The 26,514-nt window shown below is 68.9% G+C and carries 30 protein-coding genes; 20 read left to right on the forward strand and 10 right to left on the reverse strand.

Going from position 1 to position 26,514, the window contains the following annotated elements; translation table 11 throughout:
- Position 1: 1 nt before the first annotated feature.
- From P3102_RS06980 to P3102_RS07030, 11 genes are all read left to right on the forward strand, one after another.
- Positions 2-979, forward strand: coding sequence for an NAD-dependent epimerase/dehydratase (locus tag P3102_RS06980; RefSeq protein ID WP_276367500.1), 978 nt, complete (start codon positions 2-4; stop codon positions 977-979).
- Positions 976-2,085 (forward strand): DegT/DnrJ/EryC1/StrS family aminotransferase, encoded by a 1,110-nt coding sequence (locus P3102_RS06985; protein WP_276367501.1) that lies wholly within the window; start codon positions 976-978, stop codon positions 2,083-2,085. The genes P3102_RS06980 and P3102_RS06985 overlap by 4 nt, the downstream gene beginning before the upstream one ends.
- Positions 2,086-2,108: 23 nt before the next feature.
- Complete coding sequence (locus tag P3102_RS06990) at positions 2,109-2,726, forward strand: dTDP-4-dehydrorhamnose 3,5-epimerase family protein (RefSeq protein ID WP_276367503.1); 618 nt, start codon at positions 2,109-2,111, stop codon at positions 2,724-2,726.
- A 166-nt stretch (positions 2,727-2,892) separates the two neighbouring features.
- A complete protein-coding gene (gene dpgA / locus P3102_RS06995; protein WP_276367504.1) occupies positions 2,893-3,993 on the forward strand; it encodes a 3,5-dihydroxyphenylacetyl-CoA synthase DpgA in 1,101 nt (366 codons plus the stop codon).
- Positions 3,994-4,019: 26 nt separating this feature from the next.
- Complete coding sequence (gene dpgB, locus P3102_RS07000) at positions 4,020-4,649, forward strand: enoyl-CoA-hydratase DpgB (RefSeq protein ID WP_276367506.1); 630 nt, start codon at positions 4,020-4,022, stop codon at positions 4,647-4,649.
- The gene (gene dpgC, locus P3102_RS07005) at positions 4,646-5,872 is read left to right on the forward strand and encodes a (3,5-dihydroxyphenyl)acetyl-CoA 1,2-dioxygenase DpgC (protein WP_276367508.1); all 1,227 of its coding nucleotides are present in this window, start codon (positions 4,646-4,648) and stop codon (positions 5,870-5,872) included. The genes dpgB and dpgC overlap by 4 nt, the downstream gene beginning before the upstream one ends.
- Positions 5,869-6,666: an enoyl-CoA-hydratase DpgD gene (gene dpgD, locus P3102_RS07010; protein WP_276367509.1), complete on the forward strand. Its 798-nt coding sequence runs from the start codon at positions 5,869-5,871 to the stop codon at positions 6,664-6,666. The genes dpgC and dpgD overlap by 4 nt, the downstream gene beginning before the upstream one ends.
- A gap of 206 nt (positions 6,667-6,872) precedes the next feature.
- Positions 6,873-7,949: a 3-deoxy-7-phosphoheptulonate synthase gene (locus tag P3102_RS07015; RefSeq protein WP_276367511.1), complete on the forward strand. Its 1,077-nt coding sequence runs from the start codon at positions 6,873-6,875 to the stop codon at positions 7,947-7,949.
- A 769-nt stretch (positions 7,950-8,718) separates the two neighbouring features.
- Positions 8,719-9,033 carry a hypothetical protein gene (locus P3102_RS07020; protein ID WP_276367512.1) on the forward strand — a complete coding sequence of 105 codons (315 nt, stop codon included), beginning with the start codon at positions 8,719-8,721 and terminating at the stop codon, positions 9,031-9,033.
- A gap of 34 nt (positions 9,034-9,067) precedes the next feature.
- Complete coding sequence (locus P3102_RS07025) at positions 9,068-10,279, forward strand: peptidoglycan-binding protein (protein ID WP_276367514.1); 1,212 nt, start codon at positions 9,068-9,070, stop codon at positions 10,277-10,279.
- 105 nt (positions 10,280-10,384) lie between these two features.
- Positions 10,385-10,765, forward strand: a complete 381-nt coding sequence (locus tag P3102_RS07030; RefSeq protein WP_276367516.1) for a hypothetical protein — start codon at positions 10,385-10,387, stop codon at positions 10,763-10,765.
- A gap of 115 nt (positions 10,766-10,880) precedes the next feature.
- Here P3102_RS07030 and P3102_RS07035 read toward each other — a convergent pair whose 3' ends face one another.
- Positions 10,881-11,885, reverse strand: coding sequence for a glycosyltransferase (locus P3102_RS07035; protein WP_276367518.1), 1,005 nt, complete (start codon positions 11,883-11,885; stop codon positions 10,881-10,883).
- A 191-nt stretch (positions 11,886-12,076) separates the two neighbouring features.
- Here P3102_RS07035 and P3102_RS07040 point away from each other — a divergent pair, with 191 nt between their 5' ends.
- Both P3102_RS07040 and P3102_RS07045 read left to right on the forward strand, forming a co-directional pair.
- Positions 12,077-12,277, forward strand: a complete 201-nt coding sequence (locus tag P3102_RS07040) for a hypothetical protein (RefSeq protein WP_276367519.1) — start codon at positions 12,077-12,079, stop codon at positions 12,275-12,277.
- A 24-nt stretch (positions 12,278-12,301) separates the two neighbouring features.
- Positions 12,302-13,069 carry a class I SAM-dependent methyltransferase gene (locus tag P3102_RS07045; protein WP_276367521.1) on the forward strand — a complete coding sequence of 256 codons (768 nt, stop codon included), beginning with the start codon at positions 12,302-12,304 and terminating at the stop codon, positions 13,067-13,069.
- On the opposite strand, the gene P3102_RS07050 is transcribed toward P3102_RS07045, so the two are convergent.
- Positions 13,066-13,500: a hypothetical protein gene (locus P3102_RS07050; protein WP_276367523.1), complete on the reverse strand. Its 435-nt coding sequence runs from the start codon at positions 13,498-13,500 to the stop codon at positions 13,066-13,068. The two genes, P3102_RS07045 and P3102_RS07050, sit on opposite strands and share 4 nt — an antisense overlap.
- A 179-nt stretch (positions 13,501-13,679) precedes the next feature.
- Here P3102_RS07050 and P3102_RS07055 point away from each other — a divergent pair, with 179 nt between their 5' ends.
- Positions 13,680-13,919 carry a hypothetical protein gene (locus P3102_RS07055; protein ID WP_276367525.1) on the forward strand — a complete coding sequence of 80 codons (240 nt, stop codon included), beginning with the start codon at positions 13,680-13,682 and terminating at the stop codon, positions 13,917-13,919.
- A 198-nt stretch (positions 13,920-14,117) separates the two neighbouring features.
- The gene (locus P3102_RS07060; RefSeq protein ID WP_276367527.1) at positions 14,118-15,023 is read left to right on the forward strand and encodes a hypothetical protein; all 906 of its coding nucleotides are present in this window, start codon (positions 14,118-14,120) and stop codon (positions 15,021-15,023) included.
- Positions 15,024-15,026: 3 nt separating this feature from the next.
- On the opposite strand, the gene P3102_RS07065 is transcribed toward P3102_RS07060, so the two are convergent.
- From P3102_RS07065 to P3102_RS07075, 3 genes are all read right to left on the reverse strand, one after another.
- A complete protein-coding gene (locus P3102_RS07065; protein WP_276367528.1) occupies positions 15,027-16,103 on the reverse strand; it encodes an SAVED domain-containing protein in 1,077 nt (358 codons plus the stop codon).
- 178 nt (positions 16,104-16,281) lie between these two features.
- Positions 16,282-16,968 (reverse strand): choice-of-anchor P family protein, encoded by a 687-nt coding sequence (locus tag P3102_RS07070; protein ID WP_276367530.1) that lies wholly within the window; start codon positions 16,966-16,968, stop codon positions 16,282-16,284.
- 22 nt (positions 16,969-16,990) lie between these two features.
- Complete coding sequence (locus P3102_RS07075; RefSeq protein ID WP_276367531.1) at positions 16,991-17,812, reverse strand: L,D-transpeptidase; 822 nt, start codon at positions 17,810-17,812, stop codon at positions 16,991-16,993.
- A 346-nt stretch (positions 17,813-18,158) separates the two neighbouring features.
- Here P3102_RS07075 and P3102_RS07080 point away from each other — a divergent pair, with 346 nt between their 5' ends.
- Together P3102_RS07080 and P3102_RS07085 are read left to right on the forward strand one after the other, a co-directional pair.
- The gene (locus tag P3102_RS07080) at positions 18,159-18,512 is read left to right on the forward strand and encodes a DUF3253 domain-containing protein (RefSeq protein WP_276367533.1); all 354 of its coding nucleotides are present in this window, start codon (positions 18,159-18,161) and stop codon (positions 18,510-18,512) included.
- Positions 18,505-18,804: a hypothetical protein gene (locus P3102_RS07085; protein ID WP_276367535.1), complete on the forward strand. Its 300-nt coding sequence runs from the start codon at positions 18,505-18,507 to the stop codon at positions 18,802-18,804. The genes P3102_RS07080 and P3102_RS07085 overlap by 8 nt, the downstream gene beginning before the upstream one ends.
- Positions 18,805-18,856: 52 nt before the next feature.
- On the opposite strand, the gene P3102_RS07090 is transcribed toward P3102_RS07085, so the two are convergent.
- From P3102_RS07090 to P3102_RS07100, 3 genes are all read right to left on the reverse strand, one after another.
- The gene (locus tag P3102_RS07090; RefSeq protein ID WP_276367536.1) at positions 18,857-19,087 is read right to left on the reverse strand and encodes a hypothetical protein; all 231 of its coding nucleotides are present in this window, start codon (positions 19,085-19,087) and stop codon (positions 18,857-18,859) included.
- A gap of 295 nt (positions 19,088-19,382) precedes the next feature.
- A complete protein-coding gene (locus P3102_RS07095; protein WP_276367538.1) occupies positions 19,383-19,742 on the reverse strand; it encodes a YciI family protein in 360 nt (119 codons plus the stop codon).
- 319 nt (positions 19,743-20,061) lie between these two features.
- Positions 20,062-20,523, reverse strand: a complete 462-nt coding sequence (locus tag P3102_RS07100; protein WP_276367539.1) for a MarR family transcriptional regulator — start codon at positions 20,521-20,523, stop codon at positions 20,062-20,064.
- Positions 20,524-20,665: 142 nt separating this feature from the next.
- Between P3102_RS07100 and P3102_RS07105 the strand changes: the two genes are divergently transcribed.
- From P3102_RS07105 to P3102_RS07115, 3 genes are all read left to right on the forward strand, one after another.
- Positions 20,666-22,261 (forward strand): amidohydrolase family protein, encoded by a 1,596-nt coding sequence (locus tag P3102_RS07105; protein ID WP_276367541.1) that lies wholly within the window; start codon positions 20,666-20,668, stop codon positions 22,259-22,261.
- Positions 22,262-22,604: 343 nt separating this feature from the next.
- On the forward strand, positions 22,605-23,483 hold the full coding sequence (locus P3102_RS07110) for a hypothetical protein (RefSeq protein ID WP_276367542.1): 879 nt from the start codon (positions 22,605-22,607) through the stop codon (positions 23,481-23,483).
- Between the two features lie 187 nt (positions 23,484-23,670).
- Positions 23,671-24,528: a hypothetical protein gene (locus tag P3102_RS07115; RefSeq protein WP_276367543.1), complete on the forward strand. Its 858-nt coding sequence runs from the start codon at positions 23,671-23,673 to the stop codon at positions 24,526-24,528.
- A gap of 447 nt (positions 24,529-24,975) precedes the next feature.
- Here P3102_RS07115 and P3102_RS07120 read toward each other — a convergent pair whose 3' ends face one another.
- A complete protein-coding gene (locus P3102_RS07120; protein ID WP_276367545.1) occupies positions 24,976-25,317 on the reverse strand; it encodes a hypothetical protein in 342 nt (113 codons plus the stop codon).
- 146 nt (positions 25,318-25,463) lie between these two features.
- Complete coding sequence (locus tag P3102_RS07125; RefSeq protein WP_276367547.1) at positions 25,464-26,033, reverse strand: response regulator transcription factor; 570 nt, start codon at positions 26,031-26,033, stop codon at positions 25,464-25,466.
- Positions 26,034-26,514: the final 481 nt, after the last annotated feature.

Raw genomic sequence — 26,514 nt, forward strand, 5'->3', positions numbered from 1 at the left:
CATGAAGCTGATCACCGTTCTCGGCGCCTCGGGCTTCATCGGCTCGGCCGTCACGCGCGAACTGGCCCGGCGGCCGATCCGGCTGCGTGCGGTGGCGCGCAAGCACTTCACCCCCGCGCCCGGCCGAGCGGAGACCACCGTCGTCACCGCCGACCTCACCGACCGTGCGGCGCTCGCCGACGCGGTGGCGGGTTCGGACGCGGTCGTCTACCTGCTGCTGGGAGACGGCGGCTGGCGTGCCGCCGAGACCGAGGGCGCCGAACGCGTGAACGTGGGCGTGCTGCGGGACCTCGTTGATGTCCTCGGAAGTACCGGAGGGACGCCCCCGCTGGTGGTGTTCGGCGGTACCACCTCGCAGGTCGGTGTGCCACCACGGGAACCGCTCGACGGGAGCGAGCCCGACCAGCCGGCGACTCCGTACGACGTGCAGAAGCTCGAGGCCGAACAGCTCCTCAAGAAGGCCACCGCCGATGGCCGGGTGCGCGGTATCAGCCTGCGGCTGCCGACGATCTTCGGCGAGACCGCGACGGAAGGCGCGAACCAAGACCGCGGTGTCGTGTCCGCCATGGCGCGGCGAGCGCTCGAAGGCCTGCCGCTCACCATCTGGGGTGACGGGACGGTGCGCCGCGATCTGATCCACGTCGAGGACGTCGCGAAGGCGTTCACCGCGGCACTGGACCACCCGGATGCCCTGGTGGGCGGGCATTGGCTGATCGGGGCAGGCCGGGGCGACCGGCTGGGCGAGGTGTTCCGGCTCGTGGCGAAGGAGATGTCCGAGCACACCGGAACGAGCCCGGTGGAGGTGACCTGCGTGGAACCACCGTCCCACGCGCCCGCGACGGATCTTCGCAGCATCACCATCGATTCCACCTCCTTCCGGACGATCACCGGCTGGCGTCCGGAGATCTCGCTGTCCGAAGGTGTGCGCCGCACCGTCGCCGCATTGACCACCCCAGTTCACGGAAAGGCTCGCTCATGACCACGCGCGTTTGGGACTACCTGGCCGAATACGGGGAGGAGCGGCTCGACCTGCTCGACGCGGTCGAGACGGTCTTCAACTCGGGACAGCTCGTGCTCGGCGCGAGCTTGCGCGGCTTCGAAGCGGAGTTCGCCGCGTACCACGGGGTCGGGCACTGTGTCGGCGTCGACAACGGGACGAACGCCATCAAGCTCGGCCTCCAGGCGCTGGGGGTCGGTCCGGGCGACGAGGTGATCACCGTGTCGAACACCGCCGCTCCGACCGTGGTCGCCATCGACGGAACCGGTGCCACGCCGGTCTTCGTCGACGTCCGCGAGGACGACTTCCTGATGGACACGGGCCAGGTCGCCGCCGCGATCACCGAGCGCACCAAATGCCTGCTGCCCGTGCATCTGTACGGGCAGTGCGTGGACATGGCCCCGCTGAAGGAACTCGCGGCGAAGCACGGACTGTCCATTTTGGAGGACTGCGCCCAGGCGCACGGGGCCCGGCAGAACGGCACGATCGCGGGGTCGACCGGGGACGCGGCCGCGTTCTCCTTCTATCCCACCAAGGTGCTCGGCGCGTACGGCGACGGTGGTGCGACCATCACCTCCCGCGAAGACGTGGAGCGACGGCTGCGGCGGTTGCGGTACTACGGCATGGAAGAGCGTTACTACACGATCGAGACACCCGCCCACAACAGCCGGCTGGACGAGGTCCAGGCCGAGATCCTGCGGCGCAAGCTCAAGCGGCTCGACGCGTACACGGCAGGCCGCCGCGCTGTCGCCGAACGCTACGCCGAAGGTCTCGGCGACACCGGGCTGAAGCTTCCGCGGACCGTTCCCGGCAACGAGCACGTGTACTACGTGTACGTGGTGCGCCATCCCCGGCGCGACGAAATCCTCGAGCGGCTCAAGGCGTACGACATCCAGTTGAACATCAGCTACCCGTGGCCCGTGCACACCATGACCGGGTTCGCCCACCTCGGCTACGAGACCGGCTCGCTGCCGGTCACCGAGAAGCTGGCAGGCGAGATCTTCTCGCTGCCGATGTACCCGGCGCTTTCCCCGGACCTGCAGGACAAGGTCATCCACGCGGTCCGCGAAGTGCTGTCCGCCCTCTGATCACGCCAACCACAGGAGCAGCCGTGCAAGCACGTAAACTCGCCGTCGAGGGAGCGCTCGAATTCACTCCCCGCGTCTTCCCGGACGATCGGGGCCTGTTCCTCTCGCCGTTCCAGGAGGAAGCCTTCATCGAGGCCCACGGCGGACCGCTTTTTCCGGTGGCGCAGACGAACCACAGTGTGTCCAAACGAGGCGTGGTGCGCGGCGTCCACTACACCGCGACTCCGCCGGGGATCGCGAAGTACGTTTACTGCGCCCGTGGCAAGGCCTTGGACATCGTGGTCGACATCCGGGTCGGCTCGCCCACGTTCGGGAAGTGGGACGCGGTCCTGATGGACCAGGAGGCCCATCGGACGATGTACTTCCCCGTCGGGGTCGGCCACGCCTTCGTCGCGCTCGAGGACGACACCGTCATGTCCTACATGCTTTCCGGCGGTTATGTGGCGGAGAACGAACTCGCCCTCTCGGCCCTGGATCCCGCACTGGGCCTGCCCATCGACTCCGGCGTCGACCCGGTCCTGTCCGAACGGGACCAGGTGGCCATCACACTCGCCGAAGCGCGGGAGCGGGGCCTGCTGCCCGACTACGCCGCCAGCCGCGAGATCGAGCGGCGGCTGTCCGGAGTCCCGCTCTCCGCCTGACTTTCGCTCTGTCCGTGAAGGACTCCTTGAGGGACCCAGAGTTCCTCAAGAAGTCCTTCACGGACCATCACCCGAAACGAGAACAGAGAAAGGTGAGATCGATGCCCGCTGCGCACGTCAAGCAGCTCCTTCGAAGCAAGCTGCGAACTTGGGGATGGATGTATCGATGACTGCTCTTGCCGAATCAGCCGAGGACTTTTCCGCACTGACGGATCTCCCCGAGATCACCCGGTTCGCCGGGGTGGGGACGGCGGTTTCCGCGTCGTCCTACTCGCAGGCCGAACTCCTCGAACTCCTCGACATCGAGGATCCGAAGATCCGTTCGGTCTTCCTCAACAGCGCCATCGACCGGCGTTTCCTCACCCTGCCGCCGGAGGGTCCCGGCGGTGCCCGCGCGGCGGAACCGCAGGGTGACCTCCTCGACAAGCACAAGAAGATCGCCGTCGACATGGGCTGCCGGGCGCTGGAAGCCTGCCTCAAGTCGGCCGGAGCGACGCTTTCGGACCTGCGTCATCTGTGCTGTGTCACCTCGACCGGGTTCCTGACCCCCGGGCTGAGCGCGCTGATCATCCGAGAGCTGGGCATCGACCCGCATTGCAGCCGCTCGGACATCGTGGGCATGGGCTGCAACGCCGGGCTGAACGCGCTCAACGTGGTGTCGGGCTGGTCCGCGGCTCATCCGGGCGAACTCGGCGTCGTCCTGTGCAGTGAGGCGTGTTCCGCCGCCTACGCCCTCGACGGCACCATGCGGACCGCGGTGGTCAACAGCCTCTTCGGCGACGGATCCGCGGCCGTCGCGCTCGTTTCCGGCGACGGACGCGTGCCGGGTCCGCGTGTCCTGAAGTTCGCCAGCTACATCATCACCGACGCCCTCGACGCGATGCGCTACGACTGGGACCGTGACCAGGACCGGTTCAGTTTCTTCCTCGACCCGCAGATTCCCTACGTGGTCGGCGCGCACGCCGAAATCGTCATCGACCGGCTGCTGTCCGGGACGGGTCTGCGCCGCGGCGACATCGGCCACTGGCTGGTGCACTCCGGCGGGAAGAAGGTGATCGACGCCGTCGTCGTCAACCTCGGCCTGAGCCGGCACGACGTCCGCCACACCACCGGTGTGCTCCGTGACTACGGGAACCTTTCCAGCGGCTCCTTCCTCTTCTCCTACGAGCGGCTCGCCGACGAAGACGTCGCCCGCCCGGGGGATCACGGCGTGCTCATGACCATGGGGCCCGGCTCCACGATCGAAATGGCGCTGGTCCAATGGTGACGCGTAACGAAGTCGAGGGTGAACCGATGCTGCGCTTCGACGGCTCCCGTCCGCTGTCCGCCGCGGTGGTCGAGGAGATCGACGGCCTCTGCGACCGTGCCGAGGACCAGCGTGCACCGGGACCGGTCATCCTCCACGTCACGGGCGCCCCGCCCGCCGACTGGGCGAAGGGGCTGGCGGTCGGCCTGGTCTCCAAATGGGAGCGGGTCGTGCGCCGGTTCGAGCGGCTCGGCAGGCTCACCGTCGCGGTGGCGTCGGGCGACTGCGCCGGAACGGCACTGGATCTGCTGCTCGCCGCCGACATCCGGATCGCCGAGCCGGGGACCCGGTTGCGGCTCGCCTGGGCGGGCGGCGGCGCCTGGCCGGGGATGAGCCTCTACCGGCTCACCCAGCAGGCCGGTGCGGCCGCCATCCGGCGGGCCGTGCTGGTCGGCACCCCGATCGAGGCGGATCGCGCGCTCGCCCTCGACCTGGTCGACGAGGTGTCCGACGACCCGGCGAAGACGCTGGCCGAGCTGGCCCGGATCACGGACGGACCCGAAACGGCGATCCGCCGTCAGCTGATCTTCGAAGCGGGCTCGACCACCTTCGAGGAGGCGCTCGGTGCCCACCTGGCCGCGGCCGACCGCGCCTTGCGGCGGGAAGCCAAGTCGTGACGACGGATTCGCCTGCTTCCCCGCCAGGGCTCGATCTCCGGGCCCTGGCGGGGGAGGCCCACCGGGTCGACGACGACGTCCGGGCCCTGCGCGCGGCCTTCGTCGAGGCGCACGCCGAAGAGATCTACGGCGAACTCACCGGCGGCCGGACGCGGTACCTGCGCGTCGACGAACTCGTCCGGGCCGCCGCCCTCGCCTTTCCCGGTCTGGTGCCCTCGGAAGAGCAGATGGCGGCCGAGCGCCTCCGTCCGCAGGCGGAAAAGGAAGGCCGCGAGATCGACCAGGGCATCTTCCTGCGCGGGATCCTGCGCGCGCCGAAGGCCGGTCCGCATCTGCTCGACGCCATGCTGCGGCCCACCGCCAGGGCGCTGCGGCTGCTGCCGGAGTTCGTCGAGACCGGTGACCTGCGGATGGAGGCCGTCCGGCTGGAACGCCGTGACGGCGTCGCGTATCTGACCCTGTGCCGGGACGACTGCCTGAACGCCGAGGACGCCCAGCAGGTCGACGACATGGAGACCGCGGTCGATCTGGTGCTGCTCGATCCGGCCGTCCGGATGGGGCTGGTGCGGGGCGGGGTGATGAGCCATCCGCGGTACGCGGGGCGCCGGGTGTTCTGCGCGGGGATCAACCTCAAGAAGCTCGGCTCCGGGGACATCCCGCTCGTCGACTTCCTGCTGCGGCGGGAAATGGGCTACCTCCAGAAGATCTTCCACGGGCTGCTCACGGACGGCTCGTGGCGATCCCGGCTGACCGGCAAGCCCTGGATGGCGGCCGTCGATTCGTTCGCCATCGGCGGCGGCACGCAGCTTCTCCTGGTCTTCGACCACGTGCTGGCGGCGTCCGACGCGTACCTCAGCCTGCCCGCCGCGAAGGAGGGGATCATCCCCGGCGTGTCGAACTTCCGGCTTTCCCGGATCGCCGGGCCGCGAGTGGCCCGGCAGGTGATCCTCGGCGGACGGCGGCTTCAAGCGGGCGAACCCGACGCCCGATCCCTCGTCGACGAGGTCGTGCCGCCGGAGGAGATGGACACGGCGATCGACCGCGCGCTGGCGCGGCTCGACGGGGAGGCCGTGGTGGCCAACCGGCGCATGCTGAACCTCGCCGAGGAACCGCCGGAGGAGTTCCGCCGGTACATCGCCGAATTCGCGCTGCAGCAGGCTTTGCGCATCTACGGCGCGGACGTGCTCGGCAAGGTGGACGGTTTCGCGGTGGGCTCGCGATGAGCGCATCCCGGGTGCGGTACGAGAAAAAGGACCACGTCGCCTACGTGACGATGGACCGGCCCGAAGTGCTGAACGCGATGGACCGGCGGATGCACACGGAACTCGCCGGGATCTGGGACGACGTCGAAGCCGACGACGACATCAGGGCGGTGGTCCTGACCGGCGCGGGCGAGCGCGCCTTCTCCGTCGGCCAGGACCTCAAGGAACGCGCGCGGCTGACCGAGGAAGGCGTCGAGGCCTCGACGTTCGGCAGCGGCGGTCAGCCGGGACATCCCCGGCTGACCGACCGGTTCACGCTGTCCAAGCCGGTGGTCGCCCGGGTGCACGGCTACGCGCTGGGCGGCGGTTTCGAACTGATGCTCGCCTGCGACATCGTCGTCGCCTCCGAGGACGCCGTCTTCGCGCTGCCGGAGGTCCGCCTGGGCCTGATCGCCGGCGCGGGCGGCGTGTTCCGGTTGCCGCGACAGCTTCCGCAGAAGGTGGCGATGGGCTATCTGCTGACCGGGCGCAGAATGGACGCGGCGACGGCGCTGCACCACGGTCTCGTGAACGAAGTCGTATCGTTCGCCGAACTCGATCGGTGCGTCGCCGAATGGACGGACAGCCTCGTGCGCGCCGCTCCGCTTTCGGTCCGCGCGATCAAGGAGGCCGCACTGCGCTCGCTCGATCTTCCGCTCGAAGAAGCGTTCAAAGCCTCTTATCCCTGGGAAGAACGTCGACGGCACAGCGCCGACGCGAGCGAAGGAGCCCGTGCTTTCGCCGAAAAACGGGATCCGGTCTGGACCGGTCGCTGAATCGGCGGGAATCGGGTTGGACAGGGCTTCTCCCATTGTTTCGAGTGGCGGATGGTGGAAGATTTCGGGGTGGGGGAGATCCCCGAAAATCTTCTCGCTCGACCACTGCCGGGCTTGCCCTTCCCTTCATCCGAGACCGCCGACCGGGCCGGGAAATCCCGGCTTTCCCTCCCGTCCGGTGCCGGCAGAAACCCTGGACATCTGTGATGACAACCATCGCCGCGGTCGAACTCGACAACCAGCGCATCGACCGCATGGTCCCGCTGGTCACCCCCGCCTTGCTGCACCACGAACTGCCGCTCGGCGCCACCGCGGCCGACACGGTGCGGCAAGGCAGGGAGAACGTCCTCCGGGTCCTCGACGGGACGGACGACAGGCTGCTCGTGATCGCGGGACCCTGCTCCATCCACGATCCCGCCGCGGCCCTCGAGTACGCCGATCGCCTCGCCGCCCTCGCGGGCCGATTCGTCGACGACCTCCTGGTCGTCATGCGCGTGTACTTCGAAAAGCCCCGCACGGTCGGCGGCTGGAAAGGGCTCATCAACGACCCGCACCTCGACGGCACCGGCGACGTCAACCGCGGCCTGCGCATCGCGAGGGAGCTGCTGCTCGAACTCGCCGAGAACGGTCTGCCCGCCGCGTGCGAGTGGCTGGACACCACCATCCCGGCCTATCTCGCCGACGCCGTTTCGTGGGGCGCGATCGGCGCCCGCACGGTCGAGAGCCAGCACCATCGCATGCTGGCCAGCGGCCTGTCCATGCCGGTCGGCTTCAAGAACCGCCGCGACGGCGATGTCACCGTCGCGGTCGACGCGATCCGTGCCGCCGAGGCGCGCCACGTCGTCCCCGGGGTCGACCCCAGCGGGCTGCCCGCCATTCTGCACACCGTCGGCAACCCGGACTGTCACGTCGTCCTGCGCGGCGGAAACAGCGCGCCGAACCACAATCCCGCTTCGGTCCGCGCGACGCTCACCGCCCTGCAGAACGCCGGCCTGCCGCGCCGGGTGGTGATCGACGCCAGCCACGACAACAGCCGCAAGGACCATCTCCGGCAGGCCGTCGTCGCCGACCAGATCGCCGAACAGCTCAGGAACGGCCAGCGCGGCATCGTCGGGGTCATGCTCGAATCCAACCTCCAGGCGGGCCGTCAGGACCTCCACCCCGACCGGCCGCTCGTCTACGGCCAGTCCATCACGGACGCGTGCATCGATCTCGCCGCCACCCAGCAGGTCTTCCAGGCCCTCGCCACCGCGACCGCCGCCCGCCGGGCCGGCGCGAAGTGACTACCTGAGCGCCTCGGCGCACCCCAGCGCCGTGTTCGACGAGTCCTTCGGCCTCGGGGCCGAACGGCCCCATCGGCGCACTCGCCCGGCACTTGTACGAACCCCAGGCGCAGCGGTGGAGCCTGACCTTCGTCAACCTGCGCGACGGACTGCTCACCCCGGCGGTCCACGGCGACTTCCACGGCGGCGACCGGCTCGGCGACCGGCCGGGCAAGGTGCGCTTCCTCGTCTCCGGCAAGGTCCGGACACGGCGAGATCCGGGCAGGCGTTCCCGGCCGACGGCGGGACGACCCGGGAACCGAACCGGGCCGCCGCGGACCACCGCGTCCGCCGGTGAAGCCTCGCTACAGCGGGTCGTGAGTGGCGATTCGGGTGCTGACCCTGAGGTTACTCACGACCATCTGGACCGACCGCTCACTCTCGCCCGCCGCGGTTGTCGGGGACGAGAAGTGTCCGGGATCCGAGCTCTCCCGGTGACCCTCCCGGTGGAATCCGGTCGCGGAGCGTAGCCGGACCCGGCTCGACCCCCGTGGTCCGCGGGGTTAGAGAGGGTAGGATCTTCCCGCCGAGGACGTCGTTGACACGCGGTGGACCGGGAGCGGAAATCTTTCGGGAACCGCCGCGCGGGCGGATGCGTCGATGTACACGAACGGCGTCATCGCGTTTCGGGAAACGACGCGCACGGGTGGGTGTGAACTCATAAGGTGCGCGGTAGAGCAGTGTGGGTCAGGCAAGCACGCGCGCAGGCGCCGGACTGGAGGGATCATCCATGACTCGCCGATTCGATCCAGAGCAGATCGCCGCGCTGGCCAAGAAGGTCGGCGGGCTCAAGGACGGCTTCAGCGGGACGGGCAAGGACCTGGGCGACGGTGATCCCGGAGGAGCGTTCGGCGACCTGAAGAACGCGGCCGGCACGGGGACCACGATAAAGGGTTTCCACCGCGGTGTGAACGCCGAGCTGGCGGCCGCCGCGAAGCTGGTCGACGCCGCGTCGAACGCACTGGCCAACGCCGCCCAGCGCATGCGGAACGACGAAGCCGCGGGTGTCGACACCCTCCGCGGCGGCGCCCGCGAGCGGGACTGATCGGCTTGAAGACGGGAACCAGGGGGATTTACCGATGACCACCGCGGAGCGGAATCCGAGCACGCTCGACGACCCGGTGCACGACCGTCCGAAGTCGTTGGACGCCATCGACAAACACGCCCAACAGGCGCAGAAGCTCAATTCGGGCGCGGTCAACGACCAGGCGAGGAAGGTCGGCGGGGCGGCCACGAAGGCGAACGACCTCGGCGACGACCTCAAGGTCTTTCGCGACGACGTCCTGCGCAACTGGGAGGGCAAGGACGCCGACGCCGTCGCCGAACATCTCGAAAAGCTCGGCAAGGCCAGCTACAAGGTGAGCGACAAGGCCGAGGCCGCCAAGAACATCCTCCAGCGAGTTTCCGAGATCCTCGACGAGGTCAAGAAGAAGGTCGCACAGCTCGCCCAGGAAGCCAATGACAAGGACGCGGACAACCGCAAGCTGATCGACTCGGCCCGCCGCCGGAAGAACAGCTCGAAGGACGACAACGAGATCGCCGCCGCCGCGACGGACATCGAGCGGCTCCGGCAGCTCAACGAAAAAGACTCGAACGGCAAGAAGGACGAGATCGAGAAAGCGCTGGACGACGCCGAGAAGCAGATCGACGATCTCCTCAAGCCGCTCGGCCTGGAGATCGAAGGCGGCTTCATCGAGCTCATCCCCGCCGACGACGGCCAGACGACGGCGTCGAGCGTCAACGCGAAGCCGGTCAACTCCAACGTGGGCAGCGCACCCAGCTACGGCGGGGGAGACGGCGGCGGTGGTGGCGGTGGCGGCGGCGGTGGTGGCGGCCCCGCCGGGGTGCCGGGCGACGGCAGGCCCGCGAAGCCGATCGACGCGCGAGGCGACAACCCGGCGAAGATCGCCGAGCAGTTCCTCGGCCGCAACGCCGGCGACCTCAAGGGCAGTGGCGAACTGCCCGCCATGCAGTCGTGGGTGCCCAACAACGTCAACTGCGCGAACTTCGTCTCCGGCTGTCTCGAGGCGGCGGGCCTGATCGACAAGGGGCAGGCCAGCGCCTCGGTCGCGGGCCTGACGGCCAACCTGGAGGCGGACGGCTGGAAGTCGGTGCCGCTCTCCGAAGCGAAACCGGGCGACGTGGTGATTTCGAACAACGGCGGGCACGTCGTGTTGTACGCGGGCGATGGTCAGTTCATCGGCTCGAACAACGTCAACCCCGACGGTTCGCAGAAGATCAGCATGGGCGGCGGTGGCGGCCTCGTGAAGATCCTCACCCCGCCGACCTGATCCGAACCAACGCCAGAGCTTCACCGGGCAGGCTGATGCGGCCGCGTCGCTGTCCCGCCAGTGGGAGGTAGCTTGATGTACACCCCGTCCGCACGACCCTTTCCGGTGTCGTTGACTCCCGGCGACCCGGTCCGGGAGGCGGTACTCGAGGCCGCCACCGCCCGGCTCGACCAGGAGTTCGGCGATGGGGTCCGGGTGGCCGTGGAACAACTCGACCGGCTCGGCCCCTGGGTGTTCCTCCAGGGGACGATGCGCGGCACCGAAGCCGGTCGCCCGTACTACGCCGGCACCATCTACGAGAACAAGCGGGCCGACGGCGTCATGTCCGACGTCTACGTCGCCCTGCTCAAGAAGAAGAGTGAGACGAACGTCGACGACGACGCGCGGTCTTGGCGGGTGGCCGACTGCGCCATCGGCCCGACCGACGTCGCCTGGCTGACCTGGCCGGACGAGCACGAAGTCCCGCAGGAACTCTTCGGTTTCTGAGGCGCCGCGAGTGTCCCCCGCCCGCGCGGGCGTGAGGCTCTTCCCCAAGTACATGAAGGCCCCCTTCCTTGCGCCTAGGTACAGGAAGGGGGCCTTCATGTACTTCTCACGACCCTTACGAGGCCCGGCCCCATTCCGGCAGAGCCCGGGCGACCTCGGCGGGGGAGGGCATCCGCGCGATTTCCCCGGCGATCACCAGTGCCGCGTCGCGGTGATCGGTGTTTCCGTGGTGGGGCAGAAGACTCCGGGTGTGTTCGGCGATCGCTTCCGCGCCGAGTTCGCCGGGCCGGAGGCTCAGCGCGGCGCCCGCGGCCACCAGGGCTTCGGCGTTGGCGAACTGGTCCGCTCCCTGGGGCAGGACCAGCTGCGGGACGCCGGCGGCGAGCGCGCCGAGGGTCGTGCCGCTGCCGCCGTGGTGCACGACCGCGTCGGCGTGCGGCAACAGCTCCGCCTGCGAGATCCACGCCCGCACCGTGACGTTGTCCGGCACGGCGCCCAGCTCCTCCGGGCGGACCCGGCCGGTGGCGACCACGATCCGGGCGCCGAGCGGGGCCAGGCCCTCGATGGCCGTGGTGAGGATCTCCGGCGTGCCGAAAGCGGTGCCGAGCGTCAGGTAGATCAGCGGTCGCGTGGTCCTCTCGACGTGGGGTGACGGCTCGGAATAGGGCACGGGACGCAGTTCGACGCGCTCGGCCGTCGCGAGGAAATCCTTGTCCTGCAACGACGGCGGGCAGATGTCGAGATGTGGCCGGTCGGGCGCGCCGCCGGCGGGCGTTGGCCGCTGGAGTCCGATGCCCTCGGGGATCATGCGGCCGAACCCGTGCCAGAGGCCGGGAATCCCGGCGCGTTCCGCGGCGACGGCCGCCCCCGGCAAACCCCATTCGTGCACGACGAGGTCGGGCTGTAACCGGGCCAGTTCCGGTTCGAGGTCCTCGGCGTAGATCTCGTAGTACGAATCCGCCGGGCGAAAGGGCCGGAGCCCGTTCCTGAGCAGCGGCGGATGGACGTGCTCGCCTGCGGCGAAACGCACTTCGTGCCCGGCTTCCCTGGCGGCGATCGCGAGCGGGATCAGGGGATAGGTATGGCCGACCGAGGCAAGGCTGGCGAAGAGAACGCGCATGGGGACCGGTTTCGTCGAGGGGCTGCATGGCTGCACAACTCAGATGTTAAGAACATCTGAGTTCGAGCCTAACCGCGGCTCCGCGACATCAAAGCGTCGGGGCGTGTTTGAGTACGCCTTCACGCCGTGGGGTGCCGAACTACGCGAACCGATCGAGAGCTCGATCCGCTGGTCCGCCCCTTCGATGGTCCGTGGCCCCCGGCGGCGACGCCTTCCGCCCGGAGTGGCTCGCCCCCGCCCTGCTCCATTCCCGGGTCGAAGTGCGCGCCTCGGCGACGGTGGGCCTCGAAATCGGCGGCTCGATGCCCTCACCCTCGGCGACGCGCGCGGGCTCGGGCTGGGTCGAGATCGATGGCGACGAGTCCGTCGTGCGCACCGTTTTCGCCGCCTGACCGCGGGGTCGATACGGTTGCCGGATGAGCGAGACGCTGGATGAGACCGTCGCGCGTGTCATGGCCGGTGTGAGCACCACGATCGCCGACGGCGACAGTATGTTCGCGGGCAACAACGTCGAGCACTACCTGAGCGTGTCCAGGGACGCGTTGCGCGCGGTGCTCGCCGCGCTGCACGTCACCGGACGGCCGGAACCCCGGCGGCTCTTGGACTTCGGGTGTGGTTACGGCCGAGTGCTGCGCTCGCTGCGTGCCGCTTTCCCGGCGGCCGAACTGATCGCGTGTGACCTGGACCCGGTGGCGCTGGCCAGTTGCGCGGAGGCGTTCGGCGCGCGTGCGGTGCCCGGCGCGCCGGACGTCGACGACATCGAGCAGGTCACCGGCGTGGATCTGCTTTGGTGCGGTTCGGTGCTCACTCATCTCGATGCCCCGCACTGGGGCCCGCTGCTGCGCTACTTCTCTCGCGCGCTGGCTCCCGGTGGGGTCGCGGTGGTCACCACGCACGGCCGCCGGATGGCGATGCGAGCCGAGGCGGGCAAGGACTACGGGCTGGACGCGCGGGCGACCGACCGCGTGCTCGCCGCGTACAAGGCCTGCGGTTTCGGTTACAACGACTACGCGGGCAACGACGGGTACGGCATTTCGCTCAGCTCGCCCGGCTGGGCGGTGCAACGCGCGTTGGAGGCGCCCGATCTGCGTCTCGCCGGGTACGACGAGGCAGCGTGGGATCTCCACCAGGACGTGATGGTGCTGGTCAAGGACGCCGACGCGACACTGAAGGCCGACCTTTAACCGCGCTTCAGGAGGACGAGGAACTGGCCGCCGCCGGGCTCGACACTCGCGGTCACCGGCACTCCCGGCACCAGCCGGGAGAATCGGTCGACCAGCCAGTCCGCCGCCTCCCTGGCGTCCTGAGCGGTCGGGCACCGGGCCACCAGTTCGCGGCCGCCCTTGCGTTCCAGCCGTCCGGCGACGGTGATCAGCGGCGCCGGTTCGGCCACGTGCAGCCGATCCGGCCAGGCGATGACCACCTTGACCGCGCCCTTGCGGGTGTTGCAGCCGCGGTGCGCGAGCCGCTCGGTGACCTTGGCCTTGCGGTCGGCCGTCCGGCTGTCGACACTGGGGCCCCGCGGGTCGTTCACCGACATGTCCGGGTCGACCGGTTCGTCGCAGACCCAGCATCGCCAGCCGTCGCGTTCGGCCACGTCGTCGAGAAGACTCATTCGGTCAACCTAGCCGGGACCGCCTGCGTCGTGACGGCAACGCGCGAGGGCGGAGGGCGGGCACTCTGCTGAGTCCTGCCGGCTCCCGCCTGAACTCGACGCCGATAGTGGACCGTGCCGCGCAATGCCGGTGCGGTGAGTGCTTCGGTGGCGATCGCGAGAAGGTGAGCTCCCGCCGCGTGATCGTACGAGCCGACCTGGAGCGCGCCGGAGGGGCGCTGAACTCGAGCCGGAAGTGGCAGGAACCGTTCTCGGCGGCGGCGTCCCCCCACGGGACGTCGCCGACCTCGCGGATCATCACCTCGTGTTCGGGCGAGTCGACCCAGTGCCCGCTCTTCCCGTCGACCGGGAAAGCGCTTTGTTCGGCGGCGAAGTCGATGCCGGCTATCGGCTCGCCGCCCACCGCGGTGGGCGCGTGAGCGGATCTCACCGAGTTCGCCCGGGTTTCGATCGCTCCGCGCGAATAATACTACTCAGGCTGCGCGACTGTCCTTTTTGGAGTGTCGAAAACGCCGGGGAATCCCATCGAAAACCAGGATCTTGAGGAGCTGCGGAGGCCATTGCCGGGTGGCCGGTGATGTGCCAGCATCGTCGGCATGACGGTCGGCGATGTCAGAATGGCCACTTTTGTCTTCTTGCGGGATCGGCTCACCGGGCTGCTGACGTCCACTGGCTGCGGTTTCGACGTCTACCCGCACGGATCCTTCGTGAAGGGGACGCAAGTGGATCCGTACGGCGACGTCGACATCGTCGTCGAACTTTGTCATCCGGTGGTGTCCGAATGGCGAGGCGGCTTCGAACCGGCCCCCGGTACACGGTTCGGCAAACGGGTGAAAGGCCGGGCGCCCACTCCGGAATTCCTGTGGTTCAAGGAAACCGTGGCACGAGCACTGAGTTACGACTTCGAGACGATGTCCCCTGGCCTGGCGTCCATGGTCGCCTGGGGCAAGGTCCAGCGCGTGCTCAAGGTGGCGCCGGTTTTCCCTGGTCACGTCAACGCCGATCTGCTGGTCTGCCAACGGTTCCTGGAGACGCCGCCCCTTTCCGTGAACACGGCGGACCAGGGGGTCGTCTTCTGGGACGGTCACGGTGAACTCCAGGTCAGTCATCCGAGGAAGTACATCGCGAAGGTCAAGGAAAAGGACATGCGCACCGACGGCATGTTCACGAGCTTCGTCCGGCACCTGAAAGCGAACCACGTCGGCATGAAGCAGCAGGGCGCGGGGAGCAGGCGTTCGTCCATTCCGGGGCAGAAGGTCCCGATGGACTCGTCACTGGGCGTGTCCTCGGCGACCCTGGAAATGCTGGCGTACGGGGTTCCCAACGACCACTACTCCTCCCGGAGCCTGAACGCGACGCGGAAGAAGGTGCGAACCTATCTCCGCACCGTCGCCGAGACCGAACGCTCGCGTGAGTCGTTCGTGCCGTGGGATCTGGTCAACGACACGACCTATCCGCAATGGATCGAGTTCATGCACGGAGGTTTCCGGATGCTGCTCTCGAACGAGAGATTGTGGGCCTGACGATCAGGGCGAAGGGGGAAACGGCTCGTAGGAGTCGCTGACCGCGTCGAAGGTGAACGCCGTCCACCGGCCGTGTTCCGGCGCCGCCAGCCGGGCACCGAGTGCGACCGCGATCGCGACCGGCCCGCTGAGGAAGATCGCGTGCCCGCCGGTCCGGGCGCCGGCGGTCAGCGGCGCCTCCCGCCAGGCGCGGCAGATCTGCTCCACCGCCCCGGTGAAGGTGGCGGTGTCCTCGGTCAGCAGCGGTGACCCGGTCCGGATCCGCAGGAGGTAGCCGAAACCATGGCGACGGCAGGACGCCATCACCTGGTCGAAGAACTGGTCGCCGCGGCCCTGCAGATCCACCGCGAGGGCGACCTTGTCCGGGTCGCCGTCGTCGACGGCCTCCAGCCGGTCGACGTCCAGCGGTTCGACGTCGGAATCGATCGCGCGCAAGGACGTCGCGGGGAAGTACGCCGGCGCGCCGTCCGCCTGCCGGATGGCGTGCACCACCACCTCACGAGCGTGGGTGTGGCCCAGCCGGGCGCCGAACCGGAACGCGACGTGCAGCGGCATGGTGGGGATCAGGTCGATCCGGACGGCGTCGGGGGTCAGGCGTTCGGCCATCGTGGTGGCGGACAACGTCTCGTCGGCGAGGGCGTCGACCAGTTCGCGGTCCCGGGCGCCGTCGCCGGGCAACTCGATGCCGGTCTTCAGCGTGATCGTGCAGGTGCGCTGGCTGAACTTCTCCGCCTGCTGCTCCAGTTGCCGGGCGCGAGCCTGTCCGCGCCTGCCGTCCGCCGCGGTGACCACGATGCCGACCCGTACTCGACGGCGAAGACGGCTCCTCGCCCACAGGCCGAGCGCGACGAGGCCGAGCGCGGCGGCGAAGGCCAGCACGAACCACCATCGCCCGGCCGGCTCGCCCGCCAGGAACGACTTCGCGGCCTCGACCCCGAACCCGCCCGCCGCCATCCCGCCGACGGTGAGCGGAGCCGTGCCATCGGTGACGGCCGCCCACCGTCCCGCGGAGCCACCGGAAGTGTCACCGGAGCCGACGACCGTCAGCCGGGGCGAAACCGGCCGTCCTGAACCTGTCACCACAACCATCCGTTCGTGGTGTGCGCGAACCAGTGGATCGGGCCACTCTATTCGGCCGGTGAACAGCGTCGCCGCCGCCCTGACCGCCCGCGGGCCCTGGCACGTGACATCGACGAGGCGAAGGCGCCCTCCACTGCGGCTGACGTGGTGAAGGGCGCCTTCGGTGCGGGCGACTATGTCAGCCGGTGACGTCCAGGTGCGCGGAGACAGGGGTGGGCTTGGGTGCCTTGCCACCCGGCTGGGGCTTGTCACCGGCGGGTTTGGTCGGGGGTTCCGGGGTGGCGCCGGACCTGGCGCAGGTGGCCGACGCGATGTCCAGGGTTTGGGCGCTGCCGAGGAGCCTGGCCGACACCGCGGTCACGGTGAGGGTGCCGTCGGCGTTCTTGGTCTGCTTGTTGACCACCAGTTCGGCCAGCTGGGCGAGCGGGATGGTCGTGTTCGGCGGGACCTGGTCGAGGTCGAGCGCCTTGCCGCCTGCCTTCAGCCTGGTGATCGACGCCGACCCCTTGCCGTCACGGCATTCGGCCTCGATGGCGTCGGCGCTCAAGCCGGGCAGCGCGACCGTGGTGGGCAAGAGGCCGAGGTTCAGCGCGAGACCGGCTACCCCGGACCGGGCCTGCCCCGGCTGCACCTCGGCGTTCAGGGCCTTCGCGGTGATCAACGCCGGGCCGGGAGTCGGCAGTCCCACCGAGGTGAGGGATTCCTTGCCGGTGCCGGAGACCGACGGGGTGCGGGGGATCTTGGTCAGGCCGGAAGCGGTGATGGCGTACGCGGACGCGACGGGCGCGGCCGTGGCGGGCAGGGCGGTGAGGGCGAGCAGTGCCGCCGTCGTACCGGCGAGCACACTCGTTTTGCGCGGGGACAAGGAAAATACCTCCGTGAGGGAATCAGGCGATCTGGACGACGGTGCCGAGCGGCAAGTCCACGAGGCGGTTCAGCGCCTCGCGGGTGACGCGGATGCACCCGTCGCTGGTGGCTTTGCCGACGAAGCTGTCGTCAGGCCAGGTGTGCAGGCCGACCGTGCCGGGACCGCCGCCGAAGGTCTCGTGCGAATCGGAATGACTGCTCAGCGGCAACACGATCGGGCTGTAGGTGTTCACGCTTTCCTTGATCGAAGCGAGGATGAACGCGCGGCCGGTCGGCGTGGGGTGTTCGGGCTTGCCGATTCCGATGGTCCACGAGCCGGTCTGCTTGCCCGCTTCGAAGACTCGCAAGCGGAAATCGGCGAGGTCGACGGTGACGTGGAAGTCGTTGAGCGCCGATTCCACGGTGTCCGGCGTGGCACGCAGCCACCCCGTCGCCCCATTGGGACGGGCGGGCAGCAGTACCTGGGCCCACTCGCCCTGCCGGGCGATCACCGGCACCCAGGTCGGCGAACCGATCTGCGTTTCGGGCAAGCGGGCGATCGGCTCCGCGCCGGGGGCGCGGTGGATCACCGCGTCTTCCTTGGGATGCAGTACTTCGCCGCCGGTGGGTGCGGTGGGGAGCGGGTCGGCGGGCGCGGAGACCAGCTCGCCGAAGGTGTTCGCCTCCGGCAGCGCGGCGAGTGCTTCGGGGGAGTGGGTCCGTGCGGCCGACGGGGTGACGGCACCGCCTTCGTTCGCGGTCGTGCCGCAGCCGGACAATGGCAACGCGACCAGCACCAGCGCGATGAGCGCGTGAATCGTCGGTGGGCGTGCATGACCGCGAGAAACCTGCGGAGTGATCATCGGGGCCTGTCCTTGTGCAGAGTCATCCGCAACGGGATTCGATTCCGGAAGGTCAATTCCTAACATCGAAACGATCTGTCAATCAATGCTCACGATGTGTATTCGAATCCGTTCTGCCTGCGTTTTTCCGCTGTTTCCCCAGGTCGCGGGCAGTCGATACATTCACCCGATCGGTGCTTGTACGGAAGATTCGGTAACGTCGGGAAAATCCACTCAGCGTGGGTTCCCGTCGCCGTTTTTCGAGGAAATGACCGGAAATCACGACACGATGATCACCCGGCGTGGTCGCTTCCCCTCCGGGTCCGCGCACGCGGCGAGGTGATGCGATCGGTGCGACCCTGGGGGTATGACCGATCGGCCAGGGCCACGACGAGAACTGGAGCGGATCCGGCAGAGCGGTGGGCCGGGCGCGGCTCACTCCCGGACCGCTCTGGGCACCGGGCCGCTTCCCGGGCGGTTGCGGGCCGCGATCCTCGCCTTGGCGTTCGCGCGAGGCGAAGGTGGCAGCACCTGTCCTTCCGACGCGGCCAGGGCGCTGGCGGACGAGTGGCGTCCGCTGATGCCACGCGCTCGGGAACTGGCACGCGAACTCGCACGAGCGGGCGAGGTGCGGCTGACCCAGGGCGACCGGTCGCTCGACCCGGACGGAGAGTGGGCGGGACCGATCAGGATCCGGCTGTCCGGGGACGCGGATGGCTGAGCCGGAGCGCACGCCCGACGGGCACTTCGTCGTGATCGACGGCCGGCGCTGGCGAGCGACCGATCCGGAGATCCCGGAGGAAGCGGCGGCCCGGTTGCGCGGCCTGCTGATGCGGGCCCGCCGGGACGTCGGCGCGGCCCTTCGTGCTCAGGACTCCGAAGCCGAGCGGGAGGCCCGGGCGCGGGTGCACGCCGCCAAGGTCGCCCTCGGTGAGCGTGGCACCCCGTGGTGGGAGCAAGACCACGCCGAGCGGCGGCAACGGTGGGAGCACGGGCTGGAACAGTTGGGTTGACCGCTGCCGGTGGGTCCTCCCACGCGATCGCGTGGGAGGACCGGGCAGGCGGCTACCGCTTGACGTAGAGATCCCACGACCACGTCGACGCGGAGCAGAAGTAGGCCGACCACCGGCCGTTCTGCTGGCCGGTGTGGCCGTTGAGCTTGCAGTCGCCCTCGGTCGACCAGCTGGACTCGTGGTAGTACCTCGGGTCGACGCCCGCGCTGGCGGGTTGCGCGAGCGCGATCATCGACGCCAGCGCGCCCATGACGGCGGCGGCCGCCGCGATCTTCTTCTTCACTTGGATGGCCCCAGTTCTTTCGTGGAACACGTGCGCGCACAAACAATCACGAACCGGGCTCGCTTGTCTGCCGAACGGGCATATTCGACAAGTTGTCGACGGTGTCGGGTGCGGCGGCGTCCGGCGGGGCCCAGTCGTGCGCGCGACGCGGCCCGAACACGCCACGGTCGACCGAGGCGCATCGTCGGATGACGCGGGTCCCGCCCGGATGAAGACCCGCCCCCACAACGAGGGAACCGGCGGCGGCGAACCGGCCCACCGAACGGTTCTTCCGGAAGGCCGCCGGCACTCGCCGTCAGGCGGCGGGTTCCTCCTGGAGGGCACGTACCTCGACCCTGCTTCGCAGCGCACGCGAGGCCTGCTTGGCCCATTCGATCGCGACGTCGTCGTTCTCGGCCTCGATGATCCAGAAGCCACCGAGGTACTCGACCTTCGAGTTCGGCGGCCACCGCTTCGTCGGGGGCGGTGGTGGCGGCGGCGAGGTGCCACGCCCGGCGGTCCGCGTCGGCCTCCGTACCGAGCGCGTCGGCGTACGCGCGATGCACCTCGATTGGGGGAACAGCAGTTGGTGCAGACCGCCATAGGCCAGCTCGGAGTCGGACTCGACCCCCGTCCCGCGGACCACGTGCATGCCCTCGGCTTCGGCGATCGACACAGCGTGGTCGAGAAGGACCGACTTCCCGATGCCCGCAGCGCCAGCACGCCGCTGCGCGCGTCACGCGCCTCCGTCAGCAGGCGCCGGATCCGCGCCAGCTCGACGCCCCTTCCCACCAGCGACATGCGGTCACCCTAGAGGGCACGCCGGTGCGACTCCGGGCAGCCTCGCGGCGATGAGTTCAGCCGGCTCGCCCGGCGCGGGAACCCTTCCCGCACGCCCGGCCGGCATCCTGCTGTCCGAAGTGGACAGTGGGCTGGCGGTGGCCGGGGAGGCTTCGTCCGTCACCGGGGTCCGGCGGTGGTGGACATCTCGGCCGTCAGCCGGTCGGCTGATCCGCTTGCAGGTGCTCGAGGATCGTGGTGGCGATGTCGGCGAACCGGTCCAATTCTTCGGGCGTGAGACGGTCGATGACAAGGCGCCGGACCTCTTGGGCGTGGCTGGGCGCGGCTTGCTCGAGCGCGGTGCGGCCTTTCGCCGTCATCACCGCCTCCATGCCGCGCGAGCCGCATCGTTCGCGGGTGATCAGGCCGCGTTTGCCCATCCTGGTGAGCTGGTGGTGCATGCGGCTCTTCTCCCAGGTGGCCATCCGGCCGAGTTCGTGGGCGCGCATCCGCCCGTCCGGCGCCTCGGACAGCAGCGCGAGCACGGTGTAGTCGGCGTTGGACAGGCCGCTGCTGGCCTGGAGCTGCTGCTCGATGCGGGTCCGCAGCAGCTCCAGCATCTGAAAGGACACCCGCCACGCGCGGAGCTCGTGTCCGGTCAATCCCTGGTGCTCCATGGCGCCATCCTAGTCCGCGAGTTGACATGTCAACTCAGCCGCGTAACCTCCAGTCGACACATCAACTCGAAGGGCCGATCGGGATGCGTCGCCGCGGCGGGTCCTCCTGATCTCCGGGCCATCGCCGGCAGGAAGGCATCCCATGACCGCACCACGTGACGACGATGAGCCGCCGGAGCGGGCCGCTCCGCGAACCGGGCGGCGCGACTTCCTGAGGACGGCAACGGTGGCGGCCGCGGGAACGAGACTGTCCGCGGCCGGTCCCGCCGCCGCGGACAGTGATGCCGAGGCGGCCGCCGATGGCCGTCCGCCGAAGGACAGCGGGCAACCGGGACGCCGCTACGTCATCCGTGGCGGCGCGGTGATGTCCATGGACCCGGACGTCGGCGATTTCGCGACCGCCGACGTTCTGGTCGAGGGCGGCAAGATCGTCGAGATCCGCCCCGGCATCCGCGCCGGCCACGCCGACGTGCTCGACGCGCGGGGGCGCATCGTGCTGCCGGGCTTCGTCGACACGCACCACCATCTGTTCGAGACCGCGGAACGCGCATTCCTCGCCAACGGCCTGCTCCTCGACGACCACTCGGGTTCGCCGAGCGCGTACCCGAACTACGGCGAGCACATCCTGGGGGGTTTCGCGCGGGCCTACCGGCCTCCGGACGTCTACATCAACTCGTTGTTCGCCGGGCTTTCGCAGCTCGACGCCGGTGTCACGACGGTGCTGGACGTCTCGCAGATCCACCACTCTCCCGAGCACACCGATGCGGCGATCCAGGCGCTCGTCGACACCGGACGGCGTTCGGCGTTCGGGTTCTTCGAGGGTGACGGCCGCGCGGGAGCCCGGTATCCAGAGGACGCCTATCGCCTCCGGGACCGGTGGTTCTCCTCGAACGACCAACTGGTGAGCATGGTCATGGGCGGGGAGCTCCACCTCGGCAGGCAGGTGTACACCCGCGCCTGGGCGATCGCCCGGGAGCTGGAGCTCAAGATCGCCGCGCACGCGGTCGGATCGTGGGGGATGCGGCCGGTCTTCGACGCTCTCGCCCAGGGCGCCGCCGGGGTCGAGGTGGGGCCGGACAACCTGTTCATCCACATGACCGGCATGTCCGACCGGACCTGGCGACGGTTACGGGACGCCGGTGCACAGGTCTCGCTGGCCTTCCCGATCGAGATGAGCATGCGGCACGGCACGCCGCCCATCCTGAAGATGCGGCGACTCGGCATGGAGCCTTCGCTGAGTTCCGACGTCGAGACGACGATGGCCGCGGACCCGTTCACCCAGATGCGCTCCGCGATGACCATGCAGCGCATGCTCGTCAATCAGCTGGTCCTGGACCAAGGCGACCTCGTCCCGCCGGGCAACTGGCCCACGCCGGCCCCTGGTACGCCCGAACTGCTCACCGTCCGCGACGTGCTGCGGTACGCGACCGTCACCGGTGCCCGGCATCTCGGACTCGACGGCAGGACCGGCACCCTGACGCCCGGCAAGGAGGCCGACATCGTCCTGCTCGACGCCACCGCACTCAACGTGGCCCCGCTCAACAGCGTGCCGGGAGCCATCGTGTCGCTGATGGACCGCACCAACGTCGAGACGGTGATCGTCGCCGGCAAGGTGCGCAAGTGGAAAGGGCGGCTGCTCGACACGGATCTGGCCCGGCTGCGCCGGGAACTCGAAACGTCCCGCGACCACCTCTTCGCGGCGATGGGCCTCACGCAGGATCTGTTCGCCTGGAGCTGAGAAGCCGTCGCGGCAATACGAGCTCGGCGGCCGGTCCGCCGCGGTCGGTCGCACGAACTCGAATACGGTTCCCGCGATCGTGTCACCGAAGGGGACCGTTATTCCTTCTCGCGGTCACCTATTCGAGTGGAGTGGCCGGGTGGGTATTGACCTTGCCGCCAGGGCGGCACTCAGTGAATTGTCGCTGGTCAGCTTCGAATGAGCGGACGCGCGCGCCGCCAGCGGGCGTTTTTTCGCCAGGGGGGCGCTGCGGCGCCGGATGCGTGGCACCTAACATTCACCCGCGATGACGGCACGCGATGCCTGCCGATCAGAGAATTGACGAGCGAAGGAAGTCAGCGCTGTGACGCACACGGGAAGCGAGATGACCGATGGTCGTCTTCTCACTCGTGTGCTCGTCCTGGTGGGGGGTGTCATCGCGGCGACCGTCGTGGGATGGCTCGTGGGCGATGTCACCGCGAGGGCGGATGTCCCGGTCGTCGACGAAGCGTCCGAATGGCTCGCTCCGATGACCGCGGTCGAGATCGATCTCCCGGAAACGGCGACCCCCGCGTGGTCGGGTGATCCGCTTTCAGCGGTGGCGAGTCCGTCGTTGCCCGTGCCCGCGGTGCTTGCGCCTGCCCGGAACTCGAAAAGCGTGCTGTCGCTCGTCGAGCGCGCCGTGCTCTCGGCCGAAAAGTTCGACGGCGTGGCGAAATCGATGGCGAATGTGGTCACGGCCGCCGACGGGGCCGCCCGTCACGCTGTCACCGCCCTGGACGCTTCCGGCCCGCGGTGGCCGGGTGAGGTCAGTCGAGACCTCATGGCGGTTTCTGCCTCCGTCGCTGGTCCGCCGGTGTCGAACTCGGTGACCACCCCGTCCGCGCTGGACTTCCAGGGAGCGGCCGACGGCCGCACCGCCCTCTCCGCACCCTGCCGGGACGACTCTTCCGGCGAGCCTGCGTTCTCGGCGTCGCGCGCACGCACGTCCGGTCACACCGCGGGGAAGTCGAGTCCGCCGTGGTCACCGATGTCGCCCATGTCACCGTGGTCACCGATGTCACCGATGTCACTGTGCGGCACGTCGACAAGTCTCGCCGTGGCCTGCGGCGGCGACCACGGAAGTGGCGCCGTCCTGCTCGGGCGTCCTGTCCGGGCCGATCGGGTTTCGCCGGATCGCGGCGATGACGGACACCAGGCCGTGCTGGCCGTGGTGCGCCGTCCGGACGTCACTCCCGGCTGATCCTGTCACGACCACCTGCGCGTCCGGTGTCGATTCCCCTTCCGTGCGTGGTCGCTTTCCCGCGGTGATCGCCGTTGTCCACGGCGTTCCCCTGCCGTAGTTCCCTTTTCCGCGTGGCGGTCGTCCGCGACTCGTTCCAACGGCGCGCCACGAAGTATTTCCCATTTGTCAGTAAAGGAGTTTTGTCATGCAAAACTGGATGAAGTACCTGCTGCAGAGCGCCGTGACCACCGGTGGCCTGCTGATGCTGGGCACGGGTATCGCCTCGGCGAGCGAGAACTTCAACCCCGATCTGCCCGCCTCCCCGCTGGACCAGATCGTCGCCCCCGCGGCCAGCGGGCTGAGCGAGGCCGTGAAGCAGGCGCGGCCGCTGCAACAGCTGGACGCGGCGGACGAGGATTCCTTGCAGCCGTCCGTCGACGCGGTGGTGCACGACGTCCCGGCAGCGGTGCCGCCCACCAGCACACCGGTCGGACCGGTGTACCCGGTGCCGGCGGGGTTGCTGGACTTCCTTCCCCTGCGGCTCGACGAGATCGTGAGCGAGGCGCAGGAGCCGAACCTGAACGGCCCGCTGGGCGCCGAACTGGGGGCGGCCGAATTGCCTGCCCTTCCGATTCTCACGCGTGTCGAGCAGGCACCCGCCTCGCTTCCGGTGCGGAAGCCCACCCTTCCCGTCCAAAGCGAATTCGCGATACTGCCCGCTCCGGTCGACACGACCGTCGCCACCGATCCGCTCGACGCCGGCTCCGGTACCAGGGTGACCGCTGTCCACGTCGCCGCGCCGAGGTCTGCGACCGAGCGCCGGACTCCCGGCTCCACGCTTCCGTTGGTGGGCGGGCTCTTGCCCGCCGGGGAGTCGATCCTCCCCACGAAGATGGCCACGAACGGTCGTTTGCCCGTGCTCGGTGAAATCGCCGCACTGCCCCAGAACGCGCCCCTGCTGGGCACCGGTACCCCGTCACCCGCATTGGAAGACAACGGGGTGCTCGAGCTGACCGCGGTTCAGCAAGTCGCCGGCTCGGTAGGAAACCTGCTGCGGAAGTAACGCCAGGGACCGATCGCCGTTCGGGATTCCGGGTCCGTGAAGGCCCCCTTCCCCGCGCCAGACGCGGGGAAGGGGGCCTTCACGCAATGCCCCGCAGCTCGAGTTGGTCACCCCGTTCACCTGCGGCTTCTTACCGGTGGGCGGCAGCTCGCGCGAGGCGTGTGTCTGTTGGGGGGAAGGCAACTTGGCGCGGAGTCCAACAGTCCACAAGGGACACAACGACCCCAGTGCCCGTTATTCCGCCGCCGTGGTTCTCTCTCTCGTGTAGTACATGAAGGCCCCCTTCCTTGCGCCTAGCGCAAGGAAGGGGGCCTTCATGTACCTACGGTCGCCCCAGGCGCACCGGCGCAGCCGACGAAACTCGACCCTCACCTGCCGAAGTGCGTGACGGCCTCCTTTCCTGCTTCAGCGCAGGGAGGAAGGTCTTCACGTACTTCGAGCGAGTCGTCAGACGGGCCAGGCTTCGGCTTCGGCGGTGAGGGCGGTGGTGATGTCGATTCGTCCGGTGCGCACTTGCCACGCCAGTGAATTCGGCTGAGGTTCCAGTAAAAGCCAACCCATGACCGCTTCGTCGTCGTAACAGGGTGAATCGGGGTCACCCACCCCCAGCGCGTCGAAGTACTCACGGGCGGGCCAGGTTTCGGGCACCCACCTTCGAGCCCAGCGCACGACGATGCGGGCGAGGTCGTTGCGGCCGTCCGCCGGATGGATCAGGCGGTCACCGGTCGTACAGACCAGCTGCGAGGTGAAAGCCGCGCCCGTGGGCGCGGTGACGAGTTGGTCAGTCACTTTTTCTCCCGGACAAGCGAACGTGAGCCAGGTCTTTCGTGCAACGTGCATGGTCGGCACGACGGTCCTTCGCGGACGCCGTGCGCAAGGGGCGCCAGAGCTGCCCGGGTACGCGGGACACTCGAACCCGGCGTGCCTGGAAGCGGCTAGCTGATGAGGTTCTTGCGCATCGCCTGCCCGACCGCGTGCGCGCGGTCGGTGGCGGCCAGCTTCTTGAACAGACGTTGTGCGTGGGTTTTCACCGTGTCCTCCGCGAGGCGCAGGTCACTGCCGATCTCGTTGTTCGTTTTACCGAGGCTTATCCCGCGCAGCACTTCGATCTCCCGCTTCGACAAGGCCGGCGCTTGTTCCACCGTGACCCGGGGCCCGGGCAAGGAGAAGGTGCCGGTGCTCGTACTGCTCGCTTCGCAGGCGAGGAACGCGGACGCCCCCGCCCTGATCACGTCGATCGCGAGGGAGGCCGGTTCCGGTGCGCCGAACACCACGACCCTCGTGCCGGGCCGGAGCGCGATGATCGTCCTGATCGTCTCCGTCAGGACGTCCGATGGGGTTCGGGCACTCAAGAAGACCGTCTCCGATGGCCGAAGACGGAATTCGGCGATCAGTTCCGTGCTGGTCCCGGCGGATCCGACCCGCCGCATCCCCGGCGCGTGCACGAGCAGGCGGACCATGCGCTCCCGCGGTTCGCGTCGGCCGTCCAGGACAAGGGCGTTCACCGCCACATCCTCCGTTTGTCGAGGCGATGGGTCACCAGGGTGGTGCGCGGCCACCTCGGCGATCGGAGGGGCGGCGCTTTCGGGGGAGCGTACACACACGGCGACGGGTGAACAGGGGCGGTCTTCGGTTCCGCGGAAGAGTTTCGGCTGCTCATCGAAGTGGTGAGGTCTTGGGGACGATCGAGGAAATCCTTGCTGGAAAAGGAACAGGCAATCCTACCGGGTGACGGCAACCCAGGTCGCAGCGTCGAGGATGGCCTCTTTAGGGGTAATCACAAGGTAATCGAGGCGCTGGGCGGAAGCGCGGGTCGACTTTGACCGAGTGACTGAACGGCCGGCTTATCGGGGACGCGGAGAAGCGCTTCGCCCGATCGGGCCACGCATCGCGTGTTCAGGACATCGCGGGAGCCACACGATGGTGGCACCAACTGGAAAAGTTCCTGCGGTGTCAGTACGTTTCCCTCGTCGCAGGACATAAGCA

The organism is Amycolatopsis sp. QT-25 (genome assembly GCF_029369745.1).
Taxonomy (GTDB): domain Bacteria; phylum Actinomycetota; class Actinomycetes; order Mycobacteriales; family Pseudonocardiaceae; genus Amycolatopsis.

Bases quoted from the DNA above. Each gene is read 5' to 3' on its own strand.
- P3102_RS06980 (WP_276367500.1), top strand. From the start codon at position 2: ATGAAGCTGATCACCGTTCTCGGCGCCTCGGGCTTCATCGGCTCGGCC.
- P3102_RS06985 (WP_276367501.1), top strand. From the start codon at position 976: ATGACCACGCGCGTTTGGGACTACCTGGCCGAATACGGGGAGGAGCGG.
- dpgA (WP_276367504.1), top strand. From the start codon at position 2,893: ATGACTGCTCTTGCCGAATCAGCCGAGGACTTTTCCGCACTGACGGAT.
- dpgB (WP_276367506.1), top strand. From the start codon at position 4,020: ATGCTGCGCTTCGACGGCTCCCGTCCGCTGTCCGCCGCGGTGGTCGAG.
- dpgD (WP_276367509.1), top strand. From the start codon at position 5,869: ATGAGCGCATCCCGGGTGCGGTACGAGAAAAAGGACCACGTCGCCTAC.
- P3102_RS07015 (WP_276367511.1), top strand. From the start codon at position 6,873: ATGACAACCATCGCCGCGGTCGAACTCGACAACCAGCGCATCGACCGC.
- P3102_RS07020 (WP_276367512.1), top strand. From the start codon at position 8,719: ATGACTCGCCGATTCGATCCAGAGCAGATCGCCGCGCTGGCCAAGAAG.
- P3102_RS07025 (WP_276367514.1), top strand. From the start codon at position 9,068: ATGACCACCGCGGAGCGGAATCCGAGCACGCTCGACGACCCGGTGCAC.
- P3102_RS07035 (WP_276367518.1), bottom strand. From the start codon at position 11,885: ATGCGCGTTCTCTTCGCCAGCCTTGCCTCGGTCGGCCATACCTATCCC.
- P3102_RS07045 (WP_276367521.1), top strand. From the start codon at position 12,302: ATGAGCGAGACGCTGGATGAGACCGTCGCGCGTGTCATGGCCGGTGTG.
- P3102_RS07050 (WP_276367523.1), bottom strand. From the start codon at position 13,500: ATGAGTCTTCTCGACGACGTGGCCGAACGCGACGGCTGGCGATGCTGG.
- P3102_RS07060 (WP_276367527.1), top strand. From the start codon at position 14,118: ATGGCCACTTTTGTCTTCTTGCGGGATCGGCTCACCGGGCTGCTGACG.
- P3102_RS07075 (WP_276367531.1), bottom strand. From the start codon at position 17,812: ATGATCACTCCGCAGGTTTCTCGCGGTCATGCACGCCCACCGACGATT.
- P3102_RS07080 (WP_276367533.1), top strand. From the start codon at position 18,159: ATGACCGATCGGCCAGGGCCACGACGAGAACTGGAGCGGATCCGGCAG.
- P3102_RS07085 (WP_276367535.1), top strand. From the start codon at position 18,505: ATGGCTGAGCCGGAGCGCACGCCCGACGGGCACTTCGTCGTGATCGAC.
- P3102_RS07100 (WP_276367539.1), bottom strand. From the start codon at position 20,523: ATGGAGCACCAGGGATTGACCGGACACGAGCTCCGCGCGTGGCGGGTG.
- P3102_RS07105 (WP_276367541.1), top strand. From the start codon at position 20,666: ATGACCGCACCACGTGACGACGATGAGCCGCCGGAGCGGGCCGCTCCG.
- P3102_RS07115 (WP_276367543.1), top strand. From the start codon at position 23,671: ATGCAAAACTGGATGAAGTACCTGCTGCAGAGCGCCGTGACCACCGGT.